The sequence below is a fragment of the Micromonospora sp. HNM0581 genome, from assembly GCF_012726175.1.
GTDB lineage: Bacteria > Actinomycetota > Actinomycetes > Mycobacteriales > Micromonosporaceae > Micromonospora.
Genome location: NZ_JAASAD010000006.1, coordinates 37,355 through 54,514 on the forward strand (window position 1 = coordinate 37,355; position 17,160 = coordinate 54,514).

The 17,160-nt window shown below is 70.7% G+C and carries 18 protein-coding genes and 1 pseudogene; 6 read left to right on the plus strand and 13 right to left on the minus strand.

Going from position 1 to position 17,160, the window contains the following annotated elements:
* Positions 1–71: 71 nt before the first annotated feature.
* The 4 genes from HCA58_RS10065 to pgsA are packed head-to-tail and all read right to left on the minus strand — an operon-like array spanning position 72 to position 3,314.
* Positions 72–578, minus strand: a complete 507-nt coding sequence (locus HCA58_RS10065) for a hypothetical protein (protein WP_169597516.1) — start codon at positions 576–578, stop codon at positions 72–74.
* Positions 579–603: 25 nt separating this feature from the next.
* Positions 604–1,764 carry a glycosyltransferase family 4 protein gene (locus tag HCA58_RS10070; RefSeq protein ID WP_169597517.1) on the minus strand — a complete coding sequence of 387 codons (1,161 nt, stop codon included), beginning with the start codon at positions 1,762–1,764 and terminating at the stop codon, positions 604–606.
* A gap of 13 nt (positions 1,765–1,777) precedes the next feature.
* On the minus strand, positions 1,778–2,656 hold the full coding sequence (locus tag HCA58_RS10075) for a phosphatidylinositol mannoside acyltransferase (RefSeq protein WP_169597518.1): 879 nt from the start codon (positions 2,654–2,656) through the stop codon (positions 1,778–1,780).
* Between the two features lie 25 nt (positions 2,657–2,681).
* Positions 2,682–3,314, minus strand: a complete 633-nt coding sequence (pgsA, locus tag HCA58_RS10080) for a phosphatidylinositol phosphate synthase (RefSeq protein WP_169597519.1) — start codon at positions 3,312–3,314, stop codon at positions 2,682–2,684.
* 274 nt (positions 3,315–3,588) lie between these two features.
* On the opposite strand from pgsA, the pseudogene HCA58_RS10085 reads away from it, so the two are divergent.
* Positions 3,589–5,064 (plus strand): annotated as a pseudogene (locus HCA58_RS10085) (GTP-binding protein); the annotation flags it as partial.
* On the opposite strand, the gene HCA58_RS10090 reads toward HCA58_RS10085, so the two are convergent.
* The 3 genes from HCA58_RS10090 to thrS all read right to left on the minus strand — a co-directional run bounded on the left by HCA58_RS10090 (position 5,050) and on the right by thrS (position 9,193).
* Positions 5,050–6,108, minus strand: coding sequence for an aldo/keto reductase (locus HCA58_RS10090; protein WP_169597681.1), 1,059 nt, complete (start codon positions 6,106–6,108; stop codon positions 5,050–5,052). The pseudogene HCA58_RS10085 and the gene HCA58_RS10090 overlap by 15 nt on opposite strands.
* 422 nt (positions 6,109–6,530) lie before the next feature.
* Positions 6,531–7,043 (minus strand): HIT domain-containing protein, encoded by a 513-nt coding sequence (locus tag HCA58_RS10095; RefSeq protein ID WP_169597682.1) that lies wholly within the window; start codon positions 7,041–7,043, stop codon positions 6,531–6,533.
* A gap of 146 nt (positions 7,044–7,189) precedes the next feature.
* On the minus strand, positions 7,190–9,193 hold the full coding sequence (gene thrS / locus HCA58_RS10100; RefSeq protein ID WP_169597520.1) for a threonine--tRNA ligase: 2,004 nt from the start codon (positions 9,191–9,193) through the stop codon (positions 7,190–7,192).
* Positions 9,194–9,387: 194 nt separating this feature from the next.
* Here thrS and HCA58_RS10105 point away from each other — a divergent pair, with 194 nt between their 5' ends.
* From HCA58_RS10105 to HCA58_RS10115, 3 genes are all read left to right on the plus strand, one after another.
* The gene (locus HCA58_RS10105; protein WP_169597521.1) at positions 9,388–10,338 is read left to right on the plus strand and encodes a DUF1775 domain-containing protein; all 951 of its coding nucleotides are present in this window, start codon (positions 9,388–9,390) and stop codon (positions 10,336–10,338) included.
* Between the two features lie 123 nt (positions 10,339–10,461).
* A complete protein-coding gene (locus tag HCA58_RS10110) occupies positions 10,462–11,151 on the plus strand; it encodes a response regulator transcription factor (protein WP_169597522.1) in 690 nt (229 codons plus the stop codon).
* Positions 11,152–11,180: 29 nt separating this feature from the next.
* Positions 11,181–12,590, plus strand: coding sequence for a HAMP domain-containing sensor histidine kinase (locus HCA58_RS10115; protein WP_205808234.1), 1,410 nt, complete (start codon positions 11,181–11,183; stop codon positions 12,588–12,590).
* Positions 12,591–12,876: 286 nt separating this feature from the next.
* On the opposite strand, the gene HCA58_RS10120 is transcribed toward HCA58_RS10115, so the two are convergent.
* Together HCA58_RS10120 and HCA58_RS10125 are read right to left on the minus strand one after the other, a co-directional pair.
* Positions 12,877–13,902 (minus strand): adenosine deaminase, encoded by a 1,026-nt coding sequence (locus tag HCA58_RS10120; RefSeq protein ID WP_169597684.1) that lies wholly within the window; start codon positions 13,900–13,902, stop codon positions 12,877–12,879.
* Positions 13,903–13,943: 41 nt separating this feature from the next.
* The gene (locus HCA58_RS10125; protein ID WP_169597523.1) at positions 13,944–14,132 is read right to left on the minus strand and encodes a hypothetical protein; all 189 of its coding nucleotides are present in this window, start codon (positions 14,130–14,132) and stop codon (positions 13,944–13,946) included.
* Positions 14,133–14,144: 12 nt separating this feature from the next.
* Between HCA58_RS10125 and HCA58_RS10130 the strand changes: the two genes are divergently transcribed.
* Both HCA58_RS10130 and HCA58_RS10135 read left to right on the plus strand, forming a co-directional pair.
* A complete protein-coding gene (locus tag HCA58_RS10130; protein WP_169597524.1) occupies positions 14,145–15,128 on the plus strand; it encodes an aldo/keto reductase in 984 nt (327 codons plus the stop codon).
* Positions 15,122–15,391 carry a hypothetical protein gene (locus tag HCA58_RS10135; protein WP_240955925.1) on the plus strand — a complete coding sequence of 90 codons (270 nt, stop codon included), beginning with the start codon at positions 15,122–15,124 and terminating at the stop codon, positions 15,389–15,391. Before HCA58_RS10130 ends, HCA58_RS10135 begins: the two co-directional genes overlap by 7 nt.
* Positions 15,392–15,498: 107 nt before the next feature.
* Here the strand turns inward: HCA58_RS10135 and HCA58_RS10140 are convergent, their stop codons facing one another.
* From HCA58_RS10140 to HCA58_RS10155, 4 genes are all read right to left on the minus strand, one after another.
* Positions 15,499–15,702: a cold-shock protein gene (locus HCA58_RS10140; protein ID WP_011905669.1), complete on the minus strand. Its 204-nt coding sequence runs from the start codon at positions 15,700–15,702 to the stop codon at positions 15,499–15,501.
* Between the two features lie 290 nt (positions 15,703–15,992).
* Positions 15,993–16,265: a DUF4235 domain-containing protein gene (locus tag HCA58_RS10145; RefSeq protein ID WP_169597525.1), complete on the minus strand. Its 273-nt coding sequence runs from the start codon at positions 16,263–16,265 to the stop codon at positions 15,993–15,995.
* Complete coding sequence (locus HCA58_RS10150; RefSeq protein ID WP_169597526.1) at positions 16,262–16,576, minus strand: DUF3618 domain-containing protein; 315 nt, start codon at positions 16,574–16,576, stop codon at positions 16,262–16,264. The genes HCA58_RS10145 and HCA58_RS10150 overlap by 4 nt, the downstream gene beginning before the upstream one ends.
* Positions 16,573–17,025, minus strand: coding sequence for a phage holin family protein (locus tag HCA58_RS10155; RefSeq protein WP_169597527.1), 453 nt, complete (start codon positions 17,023–17,025; stop codon positions 16,573–16,575). The genes HCA58_RS10150 and HCA58_RS10155 overlap by 4 nt, the downstream gene beginning before the upstream one ends.
* Positions 17,026–17,160: the final 135 nt, after the last annotated feature.

A 17,160-nucleotide genomic window follows, 5' to 3' on the forward strand; every position in this document is an offset into this window, starting at 1 on the left:
CTCCGACAGCCAATCAGCCCCGTGGTGGCCTGCTCTGTGGCCGCCGTCACCCGCGCGACCCGCTGGCGAACTCAGCGACTGGGCACGTCCGCGGCGGGAACGGTGAGGGTGGGGTCGTCGATGTCGAAGTAGCGCGGCCACGTGTGCCCACGCCCCATCCGCAACAACCGCACCAGCGGCCGGCCGCGCGCCGACCGGGCATCACGGACCAGATCGGTGTGCACCTGGCGGGCCAGCGCCAACCGCCGGCTGGCGGCGACGATCGCCTCGCAGTCAGCGTCGCTGGGATCGAGCCGAACCGCCCGCAGCTGCCGGGTCAGGTCGTTCTCGGCTGCCTCGCGCTCCTCCGGCCCCGCGTCGAGGGCGATGCGGGCCGCCGCGTACAGCTCGACGCCCTCGCGGCGCTCGGCCAACACCGCCGCCGCGGCGGCCCGGCGCAACAGGTGGGCGTCCAGTGCGCGGGCAGCGAGCTGAGCGCGGTCCTGGAGCCGCTCGACCCGCCCTGCCGTCCAGACCAGGTACACCGCGACCAGGGCGACGACCACCGTCGCGCCCACCACCCACCACATGCCCGGCATCGTAGTGCTGCTCCCGTTTACCCGATCAGGTCAACCCCACCCACTCCTGGTCGATCACCCGCCCGTCGGTGGCCTCGATCGCCGCTGCGTATACCTCCAGAACCCGCCGGGCAACCACGGGCCAGTCGAAATTCGCCACCACCTGATCACCGCAGGCGGTCAGCTCCGCCCGCTGGACCGGGTCGTCCAACAACTGCGACAGCGTCGCGTGCAGGGTCGCCGCGTCCCCGGTCGGAAACAACCGACCGGCCCGGCCCCCGTCCAGCACCCGCCGGAAGGCGTCCAGGTCACTGGCCACGACGGTGGTGCCGGCGGCCAGCGCCTCGGTGAGGATCATGCCGAACGACTCACCGCCGGTGTTAGGCGCGACGTAGAGGTGCACACTGCGCAGCATCCGCGCCTTCTCAGGCTCGGAGACCAGGCCGAGGAAGGTGACCCGGTCCCGCAGGTCGGGCGGGAACCGGGCGAACAGGTCGTCCGGGTCGCCGGGACCGGCGACCAGCAGACGCAGGCCGGTACGCTGCCGGGCCAGCTCCACGAAAGCGTCCCGCAGGATCGGGAAACCTTTGCGGGGCTCGGTGAAGCGGCCCAGGAAACCGAGAGTGCCGCCGGTGCCCGGCCCGCACTCCCCCGGCCAACCGGGTAACGGCTCGATCCCGGCGAACTTGGCCACCGCCACCCCGTTGGGAACCTCCACCGCCCCGCCGTCGAGGTGCTCGACCTGCACCTTGCGGGCCAGGGCACTCACCGCGATCCGCGCGGTGATCCGCTCCAGCACGATCTGAAGCACCCCCTGGGCGGCGGCGAGCATCCGGGATCGGGTCATCGCGGTGTGGAAGGTGGCCACCACCGGCCCCCGGGCAGAGAGCACAGCCAGCATCGACAGGCTCAGGGCGAGCGGCTCGTGCACGTGCAGCACGTCGAAGTCGCCCCGGGTGATCCAACGGCGCACCCGTGCGGTGGAGACCGGCCCGAAGGCGATCCTGGCCACCGAGCCGTTGTACGGCAGCGGCACCGACCTGCCCGCCGACACCACGTACGGCGGCAGAGGCGAGTCCTCGTCCGCCGGGGCGAGCACACTCACCTCGTGGCCCAGCCCGATCAACGCCTCGGCCAGGTCCATGACGTGGTTCTGCACTCCGCCGGGTACGTCGAAGGAGTACGGGCAGACGATGCCGATCCGCATTGCGCCCGTCCCCTCAGTCCAGCCACATCCGTTGCAGCATGTGCCAGTCTTCCGGATGGCGGGCGATGCCCGCCGCGAGACCGTCTGCGATCAGCTGGGTCAGCGACCTGACCCGAACGTCGAGCGTGCCCACCTCGGGCCCCGGCACCGGCAGCGGACCCACAAGCGAGGCGCACGCCGCATCCGGTTCGTACCACATCGACGCCACGTACAGCGGCGCGCCGGTACGCAACGCCAGCAGCGCCGGCCCGGGCGGCATCCGGGTCCGACCGCCGAAGAAGTCCACCGCCACGCCCCGGGCGGAGAGGTCCCGGTCGGCCAGCAGCGGAATCACCGCCCCAGCGGCCACCCGGTCGGTGAGCACGTCCAGCGGCGGCCGGACCCCACCCGTGGTGGGCAGAATCTCCATCCCCAACCGTTCCCGGAACGCGGTGAACCGCTGATAGACGCCCTCCGGCTTGAGTCGTTCCATGACGGTGGACAACGGCCAACCGTTCGCCACCACCCACGCGCCGGCCATGTCCCAGTTGCCGGCATGCGGCAACGCCACCACCGCACCCCGGCCGGCGGCCACGTCGGCGGCAAGCAACTCGGTGCCGTCCAGTCGGAATCCGGCAAGAACCTGGCCACGGCTCAGCGACGGCAGGCGGAACGCCTCCATCCAGTAGCGGGCGTACGACCGCAGGCCCCGGCGGACCAGGTCGTCGAGTTCGGCCTCGGGCAGTTCCGGACCGACGACGCGGCGGAGGTTGGCGCGTAGCCGGGTGGCCCCAGCCCCCCGGCGGCGGTGGGCGCGGTCGGCCACGGCGCTGAACGCGGCGGCGGCGACCGGTCGAGGTAGCGCGCGGACCAGCCGCCAGCCGGCGACGAAACCGAACTCGGTGAGGTTCACCGGTCACTCCGCCCGGCTGTGCCGATCACCCGTGGCCGCCCGGCACGTCGACCTGCTGGGCCTGCCGGTACACGTGTCGCATCCGCTGTCCGACGGTGAACAGGGACACCGCCGCGAGCAGCCACAGCGCGATCGGCAGCGCCACCGGATGGACCAGCTCGGCGAGCAGACCACCGACACCGACGATCAGCAGCCGCTCCGTACGCTCGGCTATTCCGACGTTGCAGGTCATCCCGAGCCCCTCGGCGCGGGCCTTGACGTACGACACGAGCCCGCCCGCGGCCAGGCAGATCAGCGCGGCGGCCAACCCCGCGCGGTCGCCCTCCGTGGCCAGGTAGAAGGCGACCGCGCCGAACACCGCACTGTCGGCCACCCGGTCCATGCTGGAGTCGAGGAACGCGCCGAACCGGGTCGAACCACCGCTCATCCGGGCCATCGTCCCGTCGAGCAGGTCGGTGAGCGCGAAGACCGTCACGATCAGCGCACCGGCGACCAGGTGACCTCGGGCGCCGAAGCCTAACGCGCCGACGAGCACCCCGAGGGTGCCCGCGACGGTGACCGCGTTGGGGGACACGCCCGCCTGCAGCAGGCTACGGGCGATCGGCTCGACGACACGGGTCATCCCCGCGCGGACCGACACTTGGAAGATCTTCGCCATGGCGGTCCCACGATAACGGTCGGCGTTCCACCCCGGCGACACCGGCCATCTGACCAGCCATGCTCGGCTGGCGCGTGGCTCGCCGCGAGGGGTTGTGCGGGCCCGTCGTCGGGTGTGAATCCACCCAGAATGGTGACCCGGCTCACCCTGCCGCCTGTTGACTGCCCGGTTCCTCGTTGGCCCCCGGAGGATATCGCCGCGGCACCCCGCTCGGGCCGCATTCCCGTCGCGTGCGGCGGTCACCACCCACCAACGCTGAGGGAGGTGCGCCCCGGTGGCGCAGAGAAGTCAGGACAAGGGTGCCATCGGTGTACCGGCGGTGACCGAACCCGCCAGAATCCGCAACGTGGTGCTCGTCGGGCACTCGGGGGCGGGGAAGACGACGCTCGTCGAGGCGCTGCTGGCGGCCTCCGGCACGATCCCCCGGGCCGGCTCGGTCCCCGACGGCACCACCGTCTGCGATCACGATCCGGCCGCCGTACGCCAGCAACGGTCGGTGGCCCTGGCCTGCGCGCCACTCCTGCACGACGGAATCAAGGTGAACCTGCTCGACACGCCCGGGTACGCCGACTTCGTCGGTGAGCTGCGCGCCGGGCTGCGGGCCGCCGACGCCGCATTGTTCGTGGTCTCCGCCGTCGACGGGATGGACGCGGCGACCGCGGCGCTGTGGGAGGAGTGCGCGGCAGTGGACATGCCCCGGGCCGTCGCGGTGGCCCGGCTGGATCATCCCCGGGCCGACTTCGACGAGGCGGTGGCGTTGTGCCAGCGGGTCTTCGGGGACAATGTGCTCCCGCTCTACCTGCCGATGCTCGGCGACGACGGGGAGTCTACAGTCGGTCTACTGGGGCTGATCACACGGCGGGTCCTCGACTACACCGCAGGGCTGCCGCCGCAGGTACGTGAACCCGACCCGGAGCACCTGCCGGCCATCGTCGAGTCCCGTGACGAACTGATCGAGGGGATCATCGCCGAGAGCGAAGACGACACCCTGATGGACCGGTACCTCGACGGCGAGGAAATCGACCCCGGCATCCTGGTGGAGGAGCTGGAGAAGGCAGTCGCCCGGGGCCACTTCTACCCGGTGGTACCGGTCTGCGCGGCGACCGGAGTCGGCCTGGACACGCTGCTGGAGTTGCTCACCGCCGGTTTCCCGGCCCCACCGGAGCATGCCCTGCCCGCGGTGTCCGGGGTGGACGGCTCCCCAAGACCACCACTCACCTGCGACCCGGACGGCCCGCTGGTCGCCGAGGTGGTGCGGACCACGATCGACCGGCACGTCGGACGGGTCTGCGTGGTCCGGGTCTTCTCCGGCACACTCCGCCCGGAGCAGATCGTGCACGTGTCCGGGCACGGTCTGGTCGAACGCGGTCACCCCGACCACGACGCCGACGAGCGGATCTCCCGGCTCTACAGCCCACTCGGTGCCACCCTGCGAGAGGTGGGGGTGGCGGTGGCCGGCGACATCTGCGCGATCACTGAGTCCGGCAGCGCGGAGACCGGTGACACCATCTCCGCCCGGGAGAACCCGCTGCTGATCGCACCGTGGGAGATGCCGGAGCCGCTGCTTCCGGTGGCGGTCGTGGCGAAGTCCCGGTCCGACGAGGACGCCCTGGCCCGCAACCTCGGTCGGCTGGTGGCCGGTGACCCGACGTTGCGACTGGAGCGCAACCCGGAGACCCACCAACTGGTGCTGTGGTGCATGGGTGAGGCGCACGCCGACGTGGTCCTCGACCGACTACGGGCGGGCGGTGGGGAGCATCGGGCTGGGCCAGTAGGGGCGGTCGGCCTCCCGTAGCGCGGCGGCCCGCAGGGCGGCGAGTTGCCGCTCCACCTCGACGAAGTGGTCCCGGGTGAGTGGGCCCAGGGCCAGCGCGGCGGCGTTCTCCTCCACCTGGGCGACAGTACGGCAACCCGGAATCGGAACGGCCCGGTCGCTGCGCGCCCAGATCCAGCCCAGAGCCCCCTGGGCCAGGGTGCGTCCGTCGGCGGTCAACGTCGCCCTGACCGCCTGAACCCGGCGCAACCACTCCGGGGCCGGCCGTCCACCGCGGAACCACTCCAACCAGCCCGAGGTCATCCCCCGCACGTCGTCGCGGGGCAGCACCGACCCGGGACGGTACTTGCCGGTGAGCAGCCCCATGCCGAGCGGACCACGGTTGATGCTGGCCAGGTCGTACTTCTCGCAAACGGTGAGCAGTTCAGGTGCGTCCCGCAACACCGAAAGGCTGTGCTGCACGGCGGCGGCGTGCGGGGCGTCGTGGCCGAAGGCAGCCGCCCGGTCGGCCCGGTCGGTGCTCCAGCCGTACGCGCGGATCAGTCCGTCGGACACCAGGTCCTCCAGCGCACCGATCAGCTCATGGGCCCGGGGCACCGGCAGGTCGGCCAGGTGCAGCTGGTAGAGGTCGATCCGGTCGGTGCCGAGGCGTCGCAGTGAATCCCACACGGCCCGCCGCAGGTACCCCGGTGAGGCGTCAGGCCCGATCGCCTGCCGGGTCCGCTCGTCGAACGTGTACCCCCACTTGGTGGCGATCACCGCGTCGTCGCGACGGCCGGTCAGGGCCCGCCCGAGGATTCGCTCGCCGTGCCCGGCTCCGTGACTGTCGGCGGTGTCGAAGAGGTTCACGCCGAGGTCGAGTGCCCGGCGGATCGCCCGCACCGACTCCTCGTCGTCGACGGCCCCCCAGCCCAACGGCATACGCCCCTGAGCCCACGGGCCGGCGATCGCCCAACAGCCCATACCCAGGGCGCTGACCTGGATGCCGCTGCGGCCCAGTGTCCGCGTCGACTCGGCCACCGGCGCATCGTGCCATCTTTCGGACAGACGTTGACGAAGTTCCAGCACGATCATCCGTACGGGCACCGGTGTCCGTACGGATCACCCGGACGGGGTGCAACCGGTGCGGTTTCCTCCGGCTTCCAGGTCGTATCGCTAGCGACCTGGGCCGCAGTGTGGAAGCCGTTCTGCTGTGCGGCACCTGTGCTCTGCTCACCGACACGCATCGACTTCACTGGGTGACCATCGGAGCGGGATCAAGCAGAGCGACGGTGGGTCGTCGCAGCGCCGGACCGCCTCGACGAGCCACCGGCGGCTCACAGGGGCTGCTGCCGCCACCGGCGGCTCATGTAGGGCTGCCGCCACCGGCGGCTCATGTAGGGCTGCCGCCACCGGCAACGGGCAGCGACGCGCGGACGCGAAGCGCCGCGGCGGGCACCCGGTCAGGAGGGCCAGGCTCGGGCGAGCAGGTCCCGGGTGTCGCCGAGTAGCTGCGGCAGCACCTTCGTACGCCCGATCACCGGCATGAAGTTGGCGTCGCCACCCCACCGGGGCACCACGTGCTGGTGCAGATGGGCGGCGATGCCGGCGCCGGCCACCCCACCCTGGTTCATTCCCAGGTTGAAGCCGTGCGCGCTGCTGACCTGACGGACCACCCGCATGGCGGTCTGGGTGAACGACGCAAGCTCGGCGGTCTCCGGCCCGTCCAGGTCGGTGTAGTCGGCCACGTGCCGGTACGGACAGACGAGCAGATGCCCTGGGTTGTACGGGTACAGGTTGAGCACCACGAACACGTGCCCGCCACGCGCCACGACCAGAGTTTCCTCGGCTGGCCGGGCCGGGGCCAGGCAGAACGGGCAACCGGAGGGCTGCTCGTAGCCGCCCTCCGGTCGATCCGCACCGGAGATGTACGTCATCCGGTGGGGCGTCCAGAGCCGGTCCATCCCGTCGGCCATGCCCTTGTCGGTGTGCTCCTCCGCCCCAGTCACACCGGCGATCCTACGGGCCAGGCCCGGCACCACCGACGTACGGCCCGACGTGCCCGCCGACGGTTGGGAAGGGAGGCCTTCCTGACCGGGCAGGCGTCGACAGGTGCCCTCGCCTACATCTCCGCGGAGGGGCCGGTGTTGGTACGGGAGTTGACCACGTCGAGGACGTGGTTGACCGCCTCGGCCAGGGGCACCCCGTTGCGCTGTGAGCCGTCTCGGTAGCGGAACGACACCGTACCCGCGGCCACGTCGTCGTCACCGGCGATGACCATGAACGGGATCTTTTGTTGCTGGGCGGTGCGGATCTTCTTCTGCATCCGCTCGTCGCCCGCGTCGACCTGGGCGCGGATGCCCTCGGCACGTAGCGCGGCGACGAAGCCGTGCAGATGGTCGGCGTGCTCGGCACGGATCGGGATTCCGACCACCTGCACCGGGGCCAGCCAGGCCGGGAAGGCACCCGCGTAGTGCTCGGTGAGGACGCCGAAGAACCGTTCGATCGAGCCGAACAGCGCCCGGTGGATCATGACGGGGCGTTGCCGGGTGCCGTCCGCCGCCTGGTATTCCAGGCCGAACCGCTCCGGCAGGTTGAAGTCGACCTGGATCGTGGACATCTGCCAGGTCCGACCGATGGCGTCCTTGGCCTGCACGGAGATCTTCGGCCCGTAGAAGGCCGCGCCACCCGGGTCGGGCACGAGGGCCAGTCCGGATTCCTCGGCAGCCGAGCGCAGCGCCTCGGTGGCCCGCCCCCAGTTCTCGTCGGTGCCGACGGACTTGTCCGGGTTGCGGGTCGACAGTTCCAGGTAGAAGTCGTCCAGGCCGTAGTCGCGTAGTAGTTCGAGCACGAAGGCGAGCAGCGACTTCAGCTCGCCCGCCATCTGTTCCTCGGTGCAGAAGATGTGCGCGTCGTCCTGGGTCATGCCGCGTACCCGGGTCAGGCCGTGCACCACACCGGACTTCTCGTACCGGTAGACGGTGCCGAACTCGAACATCCGCAGCGGCAGTTCGCGGTAGGAACGGCCCCGGGAGCGGAAGATCAGGTCGTGCATCGGGCAGTTCATCGGCTTGAGGTAGTACCGGGCTCCCTCCATCTCCATGGGGGGGAACATCCCGTCCGCGTACCAGTCCAGGTGTCCGGACACCTCGTACAGGTGGCCCTTGGTGATGTGCGGGGTGTTGACGAACTCGTACCCGGCCTGTTCGTGTTTGAGCCGCGAGTAGTTCTCCATCTCGCGGCGGATGATGCCGCCCTTGGGGTGGAACACCGCCAGGCCGGAGCCCAGTTCGTCGGGGAAGCTGAACAGGTCGAGGTCCGCGCCGAGTTTGCGGTGGTCGCGCCGGGCGGCCTCCTCGAGCAGTTTCAGGTACGCCTTCAGCGCGTCGCGGGTCGGCCAGGCGGTGCCGTACACCCGCTGCAGCTGCGGGTTCTTCTCCGATCCACGCCAGTACGCGGCGGCCGAGCGCATCAGTTTGAACGCGCCGATCAACCGGGTCGTCGGCAGGTGGGGGCCCCGGCACAGATCCGACCAGCAGACCTTGTCCTCGTCGGCGGCGAGGTTGTCGTAGATGGTCAGCTCGCCCCCACCGACCTCCATCACCTCGGAGGAGTCCAGTCCCTCGCCCTTGACGTCGATCAGCTCCAGCTTGAACGGCTCGGCCGCCAACTCGCCCTTTGCCTCGTCCAGGCTGGCGAAGCGGCGACGCCGGAACCGCTGACCCGATTTGATGATCTCCTGCATCCGCTTTTCGAGCTTGGCCAGGTCGTCGGGCTGGAACGGCTTGTCGACCGCGAAGTCGTAGTAGAAGCCGTTGTCGATCGGCGGGCCGATGCCGAGCTTCGCCTGCGGGAAGATGTCCTGCACAGCCTGGGCCAGCACGTGGGCGGTGGAGTGGCGCAGCACGTCGAGCCCGTCCGGCGATTCCAGCGTGACCGGTTCGACGACGGTCTCCTCCGCCGGCCGCCAGTCCAGGTCGCGCAGCACCCCGTGCGGGTCGCGAACCACCACGATCGCCCGGGGTCCGTTGCTGGGCAGTCCGGCCGCGGTCACCGCGTCGGCCGCCGTCGTCCCGGCGGCGACGACGACAGGGTCGGCCACGGCGGGGGTACGGGGTGCGGACACGGATGACTCCTCGCAGCAGTTGTGACGGATGGTGCCGATGCCGGCCAACTGATGCTATCGGTCGCCCGGGACTGACCGTCGTCGACACCGGCGGCAGACGATCGTCATCACCGTTGAACCTTTCCCGCCCGGGATCCGAACTACCAGGTGTGGCCGGAGCCGGTTCCGGCCGCGTGGACACGGATGGGAACCAGATGGCGATGACGCACGGCGGGAGCCGTCGACGCCGGGGCGTGCTGCTGGCCGCCCTGGCCACGGTAGGGATGCTGCTCTGGCCCGCCGCCGCATGGGCCGACGGGGTGACCTTCTCGCCGGCCGAGGCGCAGCAGGGCAACGCGGTCAAGCTCGAGTTCGTGGTGCCCGACGAACGGCCCGGTGTCCGTACCGAGAAGGTCGAGATCAAGATTCCGGAGGACCCGCCGATCGCCGAGGTGTACCCGTTGTCGGTGGACGGTTGGGCGCCGACGATCACCACTCGCCGGCTGGACCGGCCGGTGGCGGGCATGCACGGGCCGGCCACCGACGTGGTGACCGCTTCGCTGATCTGGACCCGGGCCGACGGCCAGGCCGGTGACGGCCCGGCCCGGCTGGTGTTCTCGATGGCGCCGCTGCCGCTGTCTGAGCGGATGTACTTCGAAGTGGTGCAGACGTACGCCGACGGCCTTGAGGTCAACTGGGGCAACGGTGCCGGTAAGCGTCCGCTACCGGCGCTGACGCTGTTGCCGGGCGACCCGGCGTACCCGGGCGCGCACGGCGGGCACGGCGCGCACGGCGGGGCTCCCGGCGGTGCCGCACCGGCCCAAACCCCACCGACCACCGCCACGTCCGACGGCGGACCGAACGCCAACAGTCTGCTCGCTGCCGGGCTGGTCGCCGGCCTCGGTGGCGGCGCCGTGGTGGGTTGGCTGATCAGCCGTCGACGCCGCTCCACGGCAGAGGAGATCGACAGGTCGGTGCTCGATGAGGAGCCGTCCGTCGAGCAGCCGGCAGTCGGCCCTGAGCCGGCGGGATCCGGCGGAGGCGAGACGGGCGGCACGAACGCACCTGAGGTGGCCCCGGCCGCAACGACCAGCGGGGCCGAGGACTGTGGTGCGGCGTCGCGGAGCGCCGACTCCGAGGTGGCCGAGGCGGGCGCGCGGCGGTGACCGGTGGGTGCGGCGCATCCGCCTGGGCCGGCCCGGAGAGCTGAACGTCACCGTCACGTCGGCTCGGGCGGTACCCGGGTGGGCCGCGATTGCGCCACTTGCCGCTCCGAGTACCGTGCTTGGGTGGCCACCGTCCTCCTGGTCGAAGACGATCACGTCGTACGCGGCGCGATGCTTCGCTCCCTCACCGACCGGGGTCACGCCGTACACGCGGTGGGCACCGCCCTGGACGCGTTGCGCCGGGTAGCCGCCGAGACACCGGATCTGGTGGTGCTCGACCTCGGCCTGCCGGATCTGGACGGCTCGGACGCGTTGCGGATGCTCCGGGGCATCACCGACGTGCCGATCATCATCGCCACCGCCCGGGACGACGAGCAGTCGGTGGTCAAGCTGTTGCGGGCAGGCGCCGACGACTACATGATCAAGCCGTTCACCGGAGCGCACCTGGACGCCCGGATCACCACCGTGTTGCGTCGCGCGGGCCGGGCGAGTCGCTCAGCCCAACCGGCCGTGCACTGCGTGGGTGGGCTGCGGGTGGATGTCGGCGAACGCAGTGCCCACCTCGACGGTGCGGCGCTGGCACTGACCCGCAAGGAATTCGACCTGCTGGCGTATCTCGCCGCCCGTCCTGGCCGGGTAGTGTCCCGGCGGGAACTTTTGGAGGAGGTATGGCGGCAGCCATCGGTCGGCGAGGATCAGACCATCGACGTTCATCTGTACTGGCTACGGCGCAAAATGGGCGAGTCCGCGGCGAAGCCGCGCTACCTGCGCACCGTGCGGGGGGTGGGCTTCCGGCTGGTGGCACCGGACTGAGAACCGCGCTGGCCCTGTTGACGGCCGGCATGGGCACCCTGTTGACCCTGGCCTTCCTCGTACCGCTCGGGCTGACCCTGGGCGGGCAGGCACGGGAGGAGGCGATCGCCGACGCGGCCCGGCGCAGCGCGTTGGTGACCGGGGCCTTGGCGATCAGCACCGAGTCGGAGGTGGTGACCCGGGCGATCGAGGCCAGCGGCGGCGACCCGGTCAGTCGACCCGTCGTGCACGGGCTCGACGTGGACTCCGCCGCTGGACGGGCCGACTCTGCCCACCTGGAGCAGGCCCGGGAGCAGGGCCGGTCACTTGTCGTCGACGTCGACGGCGGGGTGCTGCGGCTGGATCCGGTGGTGGTGGGCGACCGGACCGCAGTGGTGGAGGTCTTCGTCCCGGACACCGCGCTCGACGCCGGTGGCGGCGGCCGGTGGTTGCTGCTGGCCGGGGTTGCCGTCGCGCTCGTGGGCGCCGCGATGCTCGTGGTGGACCGGCTCGCCGCCCGGGCGGTGGAGGCGAGCCGGGGTCTGGTCAAGGCGGCGCTCGCGATCGGCGACGGCGACCTGGGGGTACGCGTCGAGCCGCACGGTCCGCGCGAGCTGGTCGAGGCCGGCCACGCCTTCAACCGGATGGCACAACGGTTGGTGGCGGCGCGCACCGAGGAGCGGGAGCTGGTGGCGGATCTGTCCCACCGGCTGCGCACCCCGCTCACCGTGCTGCGGCTGGACGCCGAGGCACTGGAGTCCGACGACACGAGTATCGGTTCGTTCAGTCAGGCCGAGTTGGACTACCGGCGGGGCATCCGGCGGATCCGACAGGCGATCGTCACCCTGGAGGGTGAGATCGACGTACTGATCAAAACGACCCGGAAGGCGGTGACGACCGAGGCCACGCCACCCCCGGCGATGTGCGACGTGAGCGAGGTGGTCCGAGACCGGATGGTCTTCTGGGCGGCTCTCGCCGGTGACCAGAACCGCCCGCACCGGGTATCCGGTGCCCAGTTGCGCATTCCCGCGCCGGTCCCTCGGGCCGAGCTGGCCGCTGCCCTGGACGCCGTGATCGGCAACGTGTTCCGTTACACCCCACAGGGCACCGCGTTCGAGGTGGCGGTGTCGCGGCGGGACGGCTATGTGGCCCTGCGCATCGATGACGCCGGACCCGGAATCGCCAACCCGGATCGGGCCCTGCGACGCGGCGCCAGTGACCAGGGCTCCACCGGGCTGGGGCTGGACATCGCCAAGCGGGTGGCGTTGCAGGCCAACGGTTCGGTGAGCATCGACCGGGCACGGCTGGGCGGGGCGAGCGTCGTGATGCTGCTGACCGACCCGGAGGCGACCCCGCGTCAGGTCAGCCGGTTCGGCCTGGTGGGTCGGATGGCACGCGAGGGCCGGGAACCGAAGACCGGTGGACGCCGCTGGCCCCGGCAGCGCGCGACAGACAACTGAGCACCGGGGTGGGCCCGCACCTCGGGTTGTGCGCCGGCACAAGTCTTCCTTAGATCCGAATTAACCGCGTTCCACCCGACAAATCCGGGCTGACAGTATGGCTGCGAACCCAGTAGTTCCTCCGGCCTTCCCTCCCAGCGCATCCGGCCGGTGGAGCCGTGCGCGCGGCGGGAGACACGGTCCCCCCACACCTCTCTCCCGTCGCGCGCCACGTGGCCGGAGCCGACCGAGCTGACGTCGCGCGGGCTGCGTACCCGCTCGATCGGTTCGCCCGTAGGCGACGTCGTCAGGCGTGGTGACCGGCGAGGTAGATGCCGATCTCCGCGAGTATCCGCTGTTTGCCGCTCTCGTCGAGGAAGGACGCGGTCACCGCGTTGCGGGCCAGTTCGGCCACCTCGTCCGGGCCGGCTCCGAGCAGCCGGGCAGCGACGGCGTACTCGTCGGCGAGGGTGGTGCCGAACATGGGCGGATCGTCGGAGTTGATGGTGACCAGCAGTCCCGCGTCGACGAGCCGGCGCAGCGGATGCCCGTCGATGTCGGCCACGGCTCGGGTGCGCACGTTCGACGTCGGGCAGACTTCCAGGGCGATCTGCCGCTCGGCCAGGTACGCCAGCAGTTCCCGATCCTGTACGGCGGAGATGCCGTGGCCGATGCGCTCCGCACCCAGCTCGTACAGCGCGTCCCAGATCGTCTGTGGGCCGGTGGTCTCCCCGGCGTGTGGCACCGACCGCAGGCCGGCGGCCCGTGCTCTGTCGAAGTAGGGCTTGAACTGTGGCCTCGGCACGCCGATCTCCGGGCCACCGAGACCGAAGCTGATCAGCCCGTCGGGGCGTTCGTCGAGCGCGATCCGCAGCGTCTCCTCGGCTGCCGGCAGGCCCGCCTCGCCGGGGATGTCGAAGCACCAGCGTAGCTCGATGCCGAAGTCGGCGGCGGCCCGTGTGCGGGCGTCCTCGATCGCCTCGCAGAACGCCGGTGCCGCGATGCCGCGTCGCACGTGGGAGTAGGGGGTGATGGTCAGCTCGGCGTAGCGGACCTGCTGGCGGGCGAGTTCCCGCGCCACCTCGTGGGTGAGGACCCAGACGTCGTCGGGGTCGCGGATCAGGTCCACCACGCTCAGGTACAGCTCGATGAAGTGGGCGAAATCGCGGAAGACGAAATAGTCGGCCAGCAGCTGCGGGTCCGCCGGGACGGGGCTGCGTCCCTCGTGCCGGGCGGCCAACTCGGCCACGATGCGGGGCGAGGCGGAGCCGACGTGGTGCACGTGCAGCTCCACCTTGGGCAGCCCGGCAATGAAGGTACGCAAGTCGGTCATGGTCACGAGTTCTCCCGCAGCTTGTGCACGTACGTAGTCTCTCAGGCGGTAACGGTGCCGCCGCCAGCGACCAGCGAACGGGGGTGGTCGACCGGGTCGACGCCGGCAGTCAGGCGCAGCGGTTGGGACCGGGATCGCCCCGCCGCGGTGGACGTCGACCACGATCCCGAAAGCCGTACGTACGTCTTGTTGCGGTACGGCCCGGCGACCGTCGTGACGAGCCGGGTCACTAGGCTCACGGTATGGAGCAACGCATGTTCCCTCGGCTGGATCGCCAGGTCGGCGTCGTAGGGCTCGGTGCCTGGCAACTCGGCGCCGACTGGGGCACGGTGACCGAGGACGACGCGATGGCGGTGCTGACCGCCGCAGTCGACGCTGGGGTCACCTTCCTGGACACCGCCGACGTCTACGGTGACGGGCGCAGCGAGCAGCTGATCGGACGCTTCCTGGCGGCCCGCCCCGACGCCGGCCTGACCGTGGCGACCAAGATGGGCCGGCGGGTGACACAGACCCCCGAGGCGTACACCCTGGACAACTTCCGCCGATGGACCGACCGGTCCCGGAAGAACCTGGGCGTGGAGACCCTGGACCTGGTGCAGCTACACTGCCCGCCGACGGCCGTCTTCGGCACCGACGAGGTCTTCGACGCGCTCGACACCCTGGTGACGGAGAAGCGGATCGCCGGGTACGGCGTCAGCGTGGAGACCTGCGACGAGGCGCTCACCGCGATCGCCCGGCCCGGGGTGGCCAGTGTGCAGATCATCCTGAACGCGTTGCGTCACAAGCCACTCGAACGCGTGCTTCCGGCCGCCTCGGCCGCCGGGGTCGGCATCATCGCCCGGGTTCCGCTGGCCAGCGGCCTGCTCTCCGGCCGCTACGACGAGAACACCACCTTCGCCGCCGACGATCACCGCACCTACAACCGGCACGGCGAGGCGTTCGACGTCGGCGAAACCTTCTCCGGGGTGGACTTCACCACCGGCCTGGCCGCCGTGCGACGAATCGTTCCGCTGGTGGGCGAGGGCCGCACGATGGCACAGTTCGCGCTGCGCTGGGTGCTCGATCAGCCCGGTGTCACCGTGGTCATTCCGGGAGCGCGCGACGCCACCCAGGCCCGCGGCAATGCCGCCGTGGCCGCCCAGCCCGCGCTGTCCCGTGAGGAACTGGCCGAGGTGACGGCGGTCTACGACGACCTGATCCGTCCCCAGGTGCACCACCGATGGTGAGTGACGGGCGAGCCGGAGCGTCCGGCGACGCGCAGCCAGGTGACGGTCCGCAGGAGAACGGGACACCACTGGACGGTTGGCTGCGACTCACGCTCGGCCTGCTGGCCGTGGTCGTCGGTGCGGTGTGGACGGTGCAGGGGCTCGGTTACGTCGACGGCAGCGTGCTGACCGGCCAACGGATCTGGGCGATACTCGGACCGCTGCTGATACTTGTCGGGTTGGCTCTGCTCTGGCTCGGTACGCGCGCCCGCAGCCGCCGTTGAGGCAGCCGCGAACGACGACGCGGAAAGCCCCGCGCCCGTGGGGGCGCGGGGCTTCGCACTGATTCGGGGACTGCCTCGCCACTGGCCGACGGTCGCCGACCGGTGCCTCAGAGGGGGCGGACCTGCTCGGCCTGCGGACCCTTCTGGCCCTGGGCGATCTCGAACTCCACCCGCTGGTTCTCCTCCAGCGTGCGGTAGCCGCTGGTCTGAATGGCCGAGAAGTGGACGAACACGTCAGCACCCCCGCCGTCGACGGTGATGAAGCCGAAGCCCTTGTCAGCGTTGAACCACTTCACGGTTCCCTGCGCCATGTGTATCTCCTTCTAAAACTGGCGGCCGAGCACACCGTGCGGCCGGTTGGCCGTTATCGAGCAGCGGTGCCTGAGGCGGCCCCCAGTGCAGGAGACTTCTCTCAACCCACGCCATCTCTCAACAGCGTGGAACAGCTTAACCACGTACGCAGAAACTGTGCACAGCCTACCCGACGAAATTCTCCGACATGTGACCTGACGGATGCGTGGGATCTGTCGGGTGGCGACGATCGATAAGGCGAAAGGCCCCCTCACCGTCAACTGGTGAGAGGGCCTTGACACGAGTGTTTTCAGTCCGGCCAGTTGCCGGTCAGCCGACGGACGCCGACGGCACCGCCTCGGTCCACGGCAGCCCGAACGACCGAGAAGATGGCTCCCTGCAGGGCCGCCGCCGCGAGGATCTCACCCCAGCGGCGGTCCTCGTCGGTCGGGTTGGGAGCCTCACCGTCACCGGAGGTCATCTTCCATACCTGGCGAAAGACCGCGCCCGCGATCGCGCCGGCGGCGAAGCCCATCAGCACGCCGACCGGCTTGTAGGCGGCCCTGCCGATTCCCTTGCTCACGCACGCCTCCCTCTAATGATCATCAACACCACGGCGGCGGCCACGGCACCGGCCGCGAGCGCGATGAACGGAGCAGGCCCCTGGCGCCCCGGTCCCTGCTGGTGGTTGATGCCCGCCTGGGCGCGTACCCGGGCGACGGTCACCGCTGCCTGCTCGCGTACCCGACCGCGGGCCTGATCCGCCGAGGACTTCAGCCGCTTCTTGACATCGGCCTTGGCGGCCAACGCCTCCATCGTCTCGCCCAGTTCGACGCGGGTACGCCGGATCTCCTCCCGCAGCGCCTCCGTGTCACCCGTACCGTTGCCCGTCATGCCCGTCCCCTGTCCTTCACCGCAGCGCTGACCACGTCGACGTCGGCCCGCAGGCTGCGCACGGTCGCCTCCGGCACCGGTGGAACCGCGCGGCTTACCCTCCGCTTGCCGACAAGCGCGAGCACTCCGGCGACCACGAACAGGGCCGCCGCCACGACCAGGGCGGCTGCCCACGCCGGCAGCACCAGGGCCAGCAGGAGGATCGCGGCGGCGACCAGGACTCCCAGGCCGAAGAAGGCGAGGGCTCCGGCACCGGCGAACAGGCCGACACCGATGCCTGCCTGTTTGCCCTTCTCGGTCAGCTCAGCCCGGGCCAGTGTGAGTTCGTCCCGGACCAGGCGCGAGACCTGCTCTGTTGCCCGCTGAACCAGTTCGGCGGTAGACGGCTCCGTCCCGTTGTGGGACGTACGCCCGTTGTGGGATATTTGGGCATTCGCCACGTCAGCCATGCTGTCCCCCTCTCGTCATCTCCGCGCTGTATGCCCGGAGCCGCCGCTCGTCAATCCTGTTCCCGAAAAAAGGGGACGTCGTGCAGCACGTCCCCGCCGAAAGCCGCGCCAAACCTCCACGTCCGAGTGGACAAC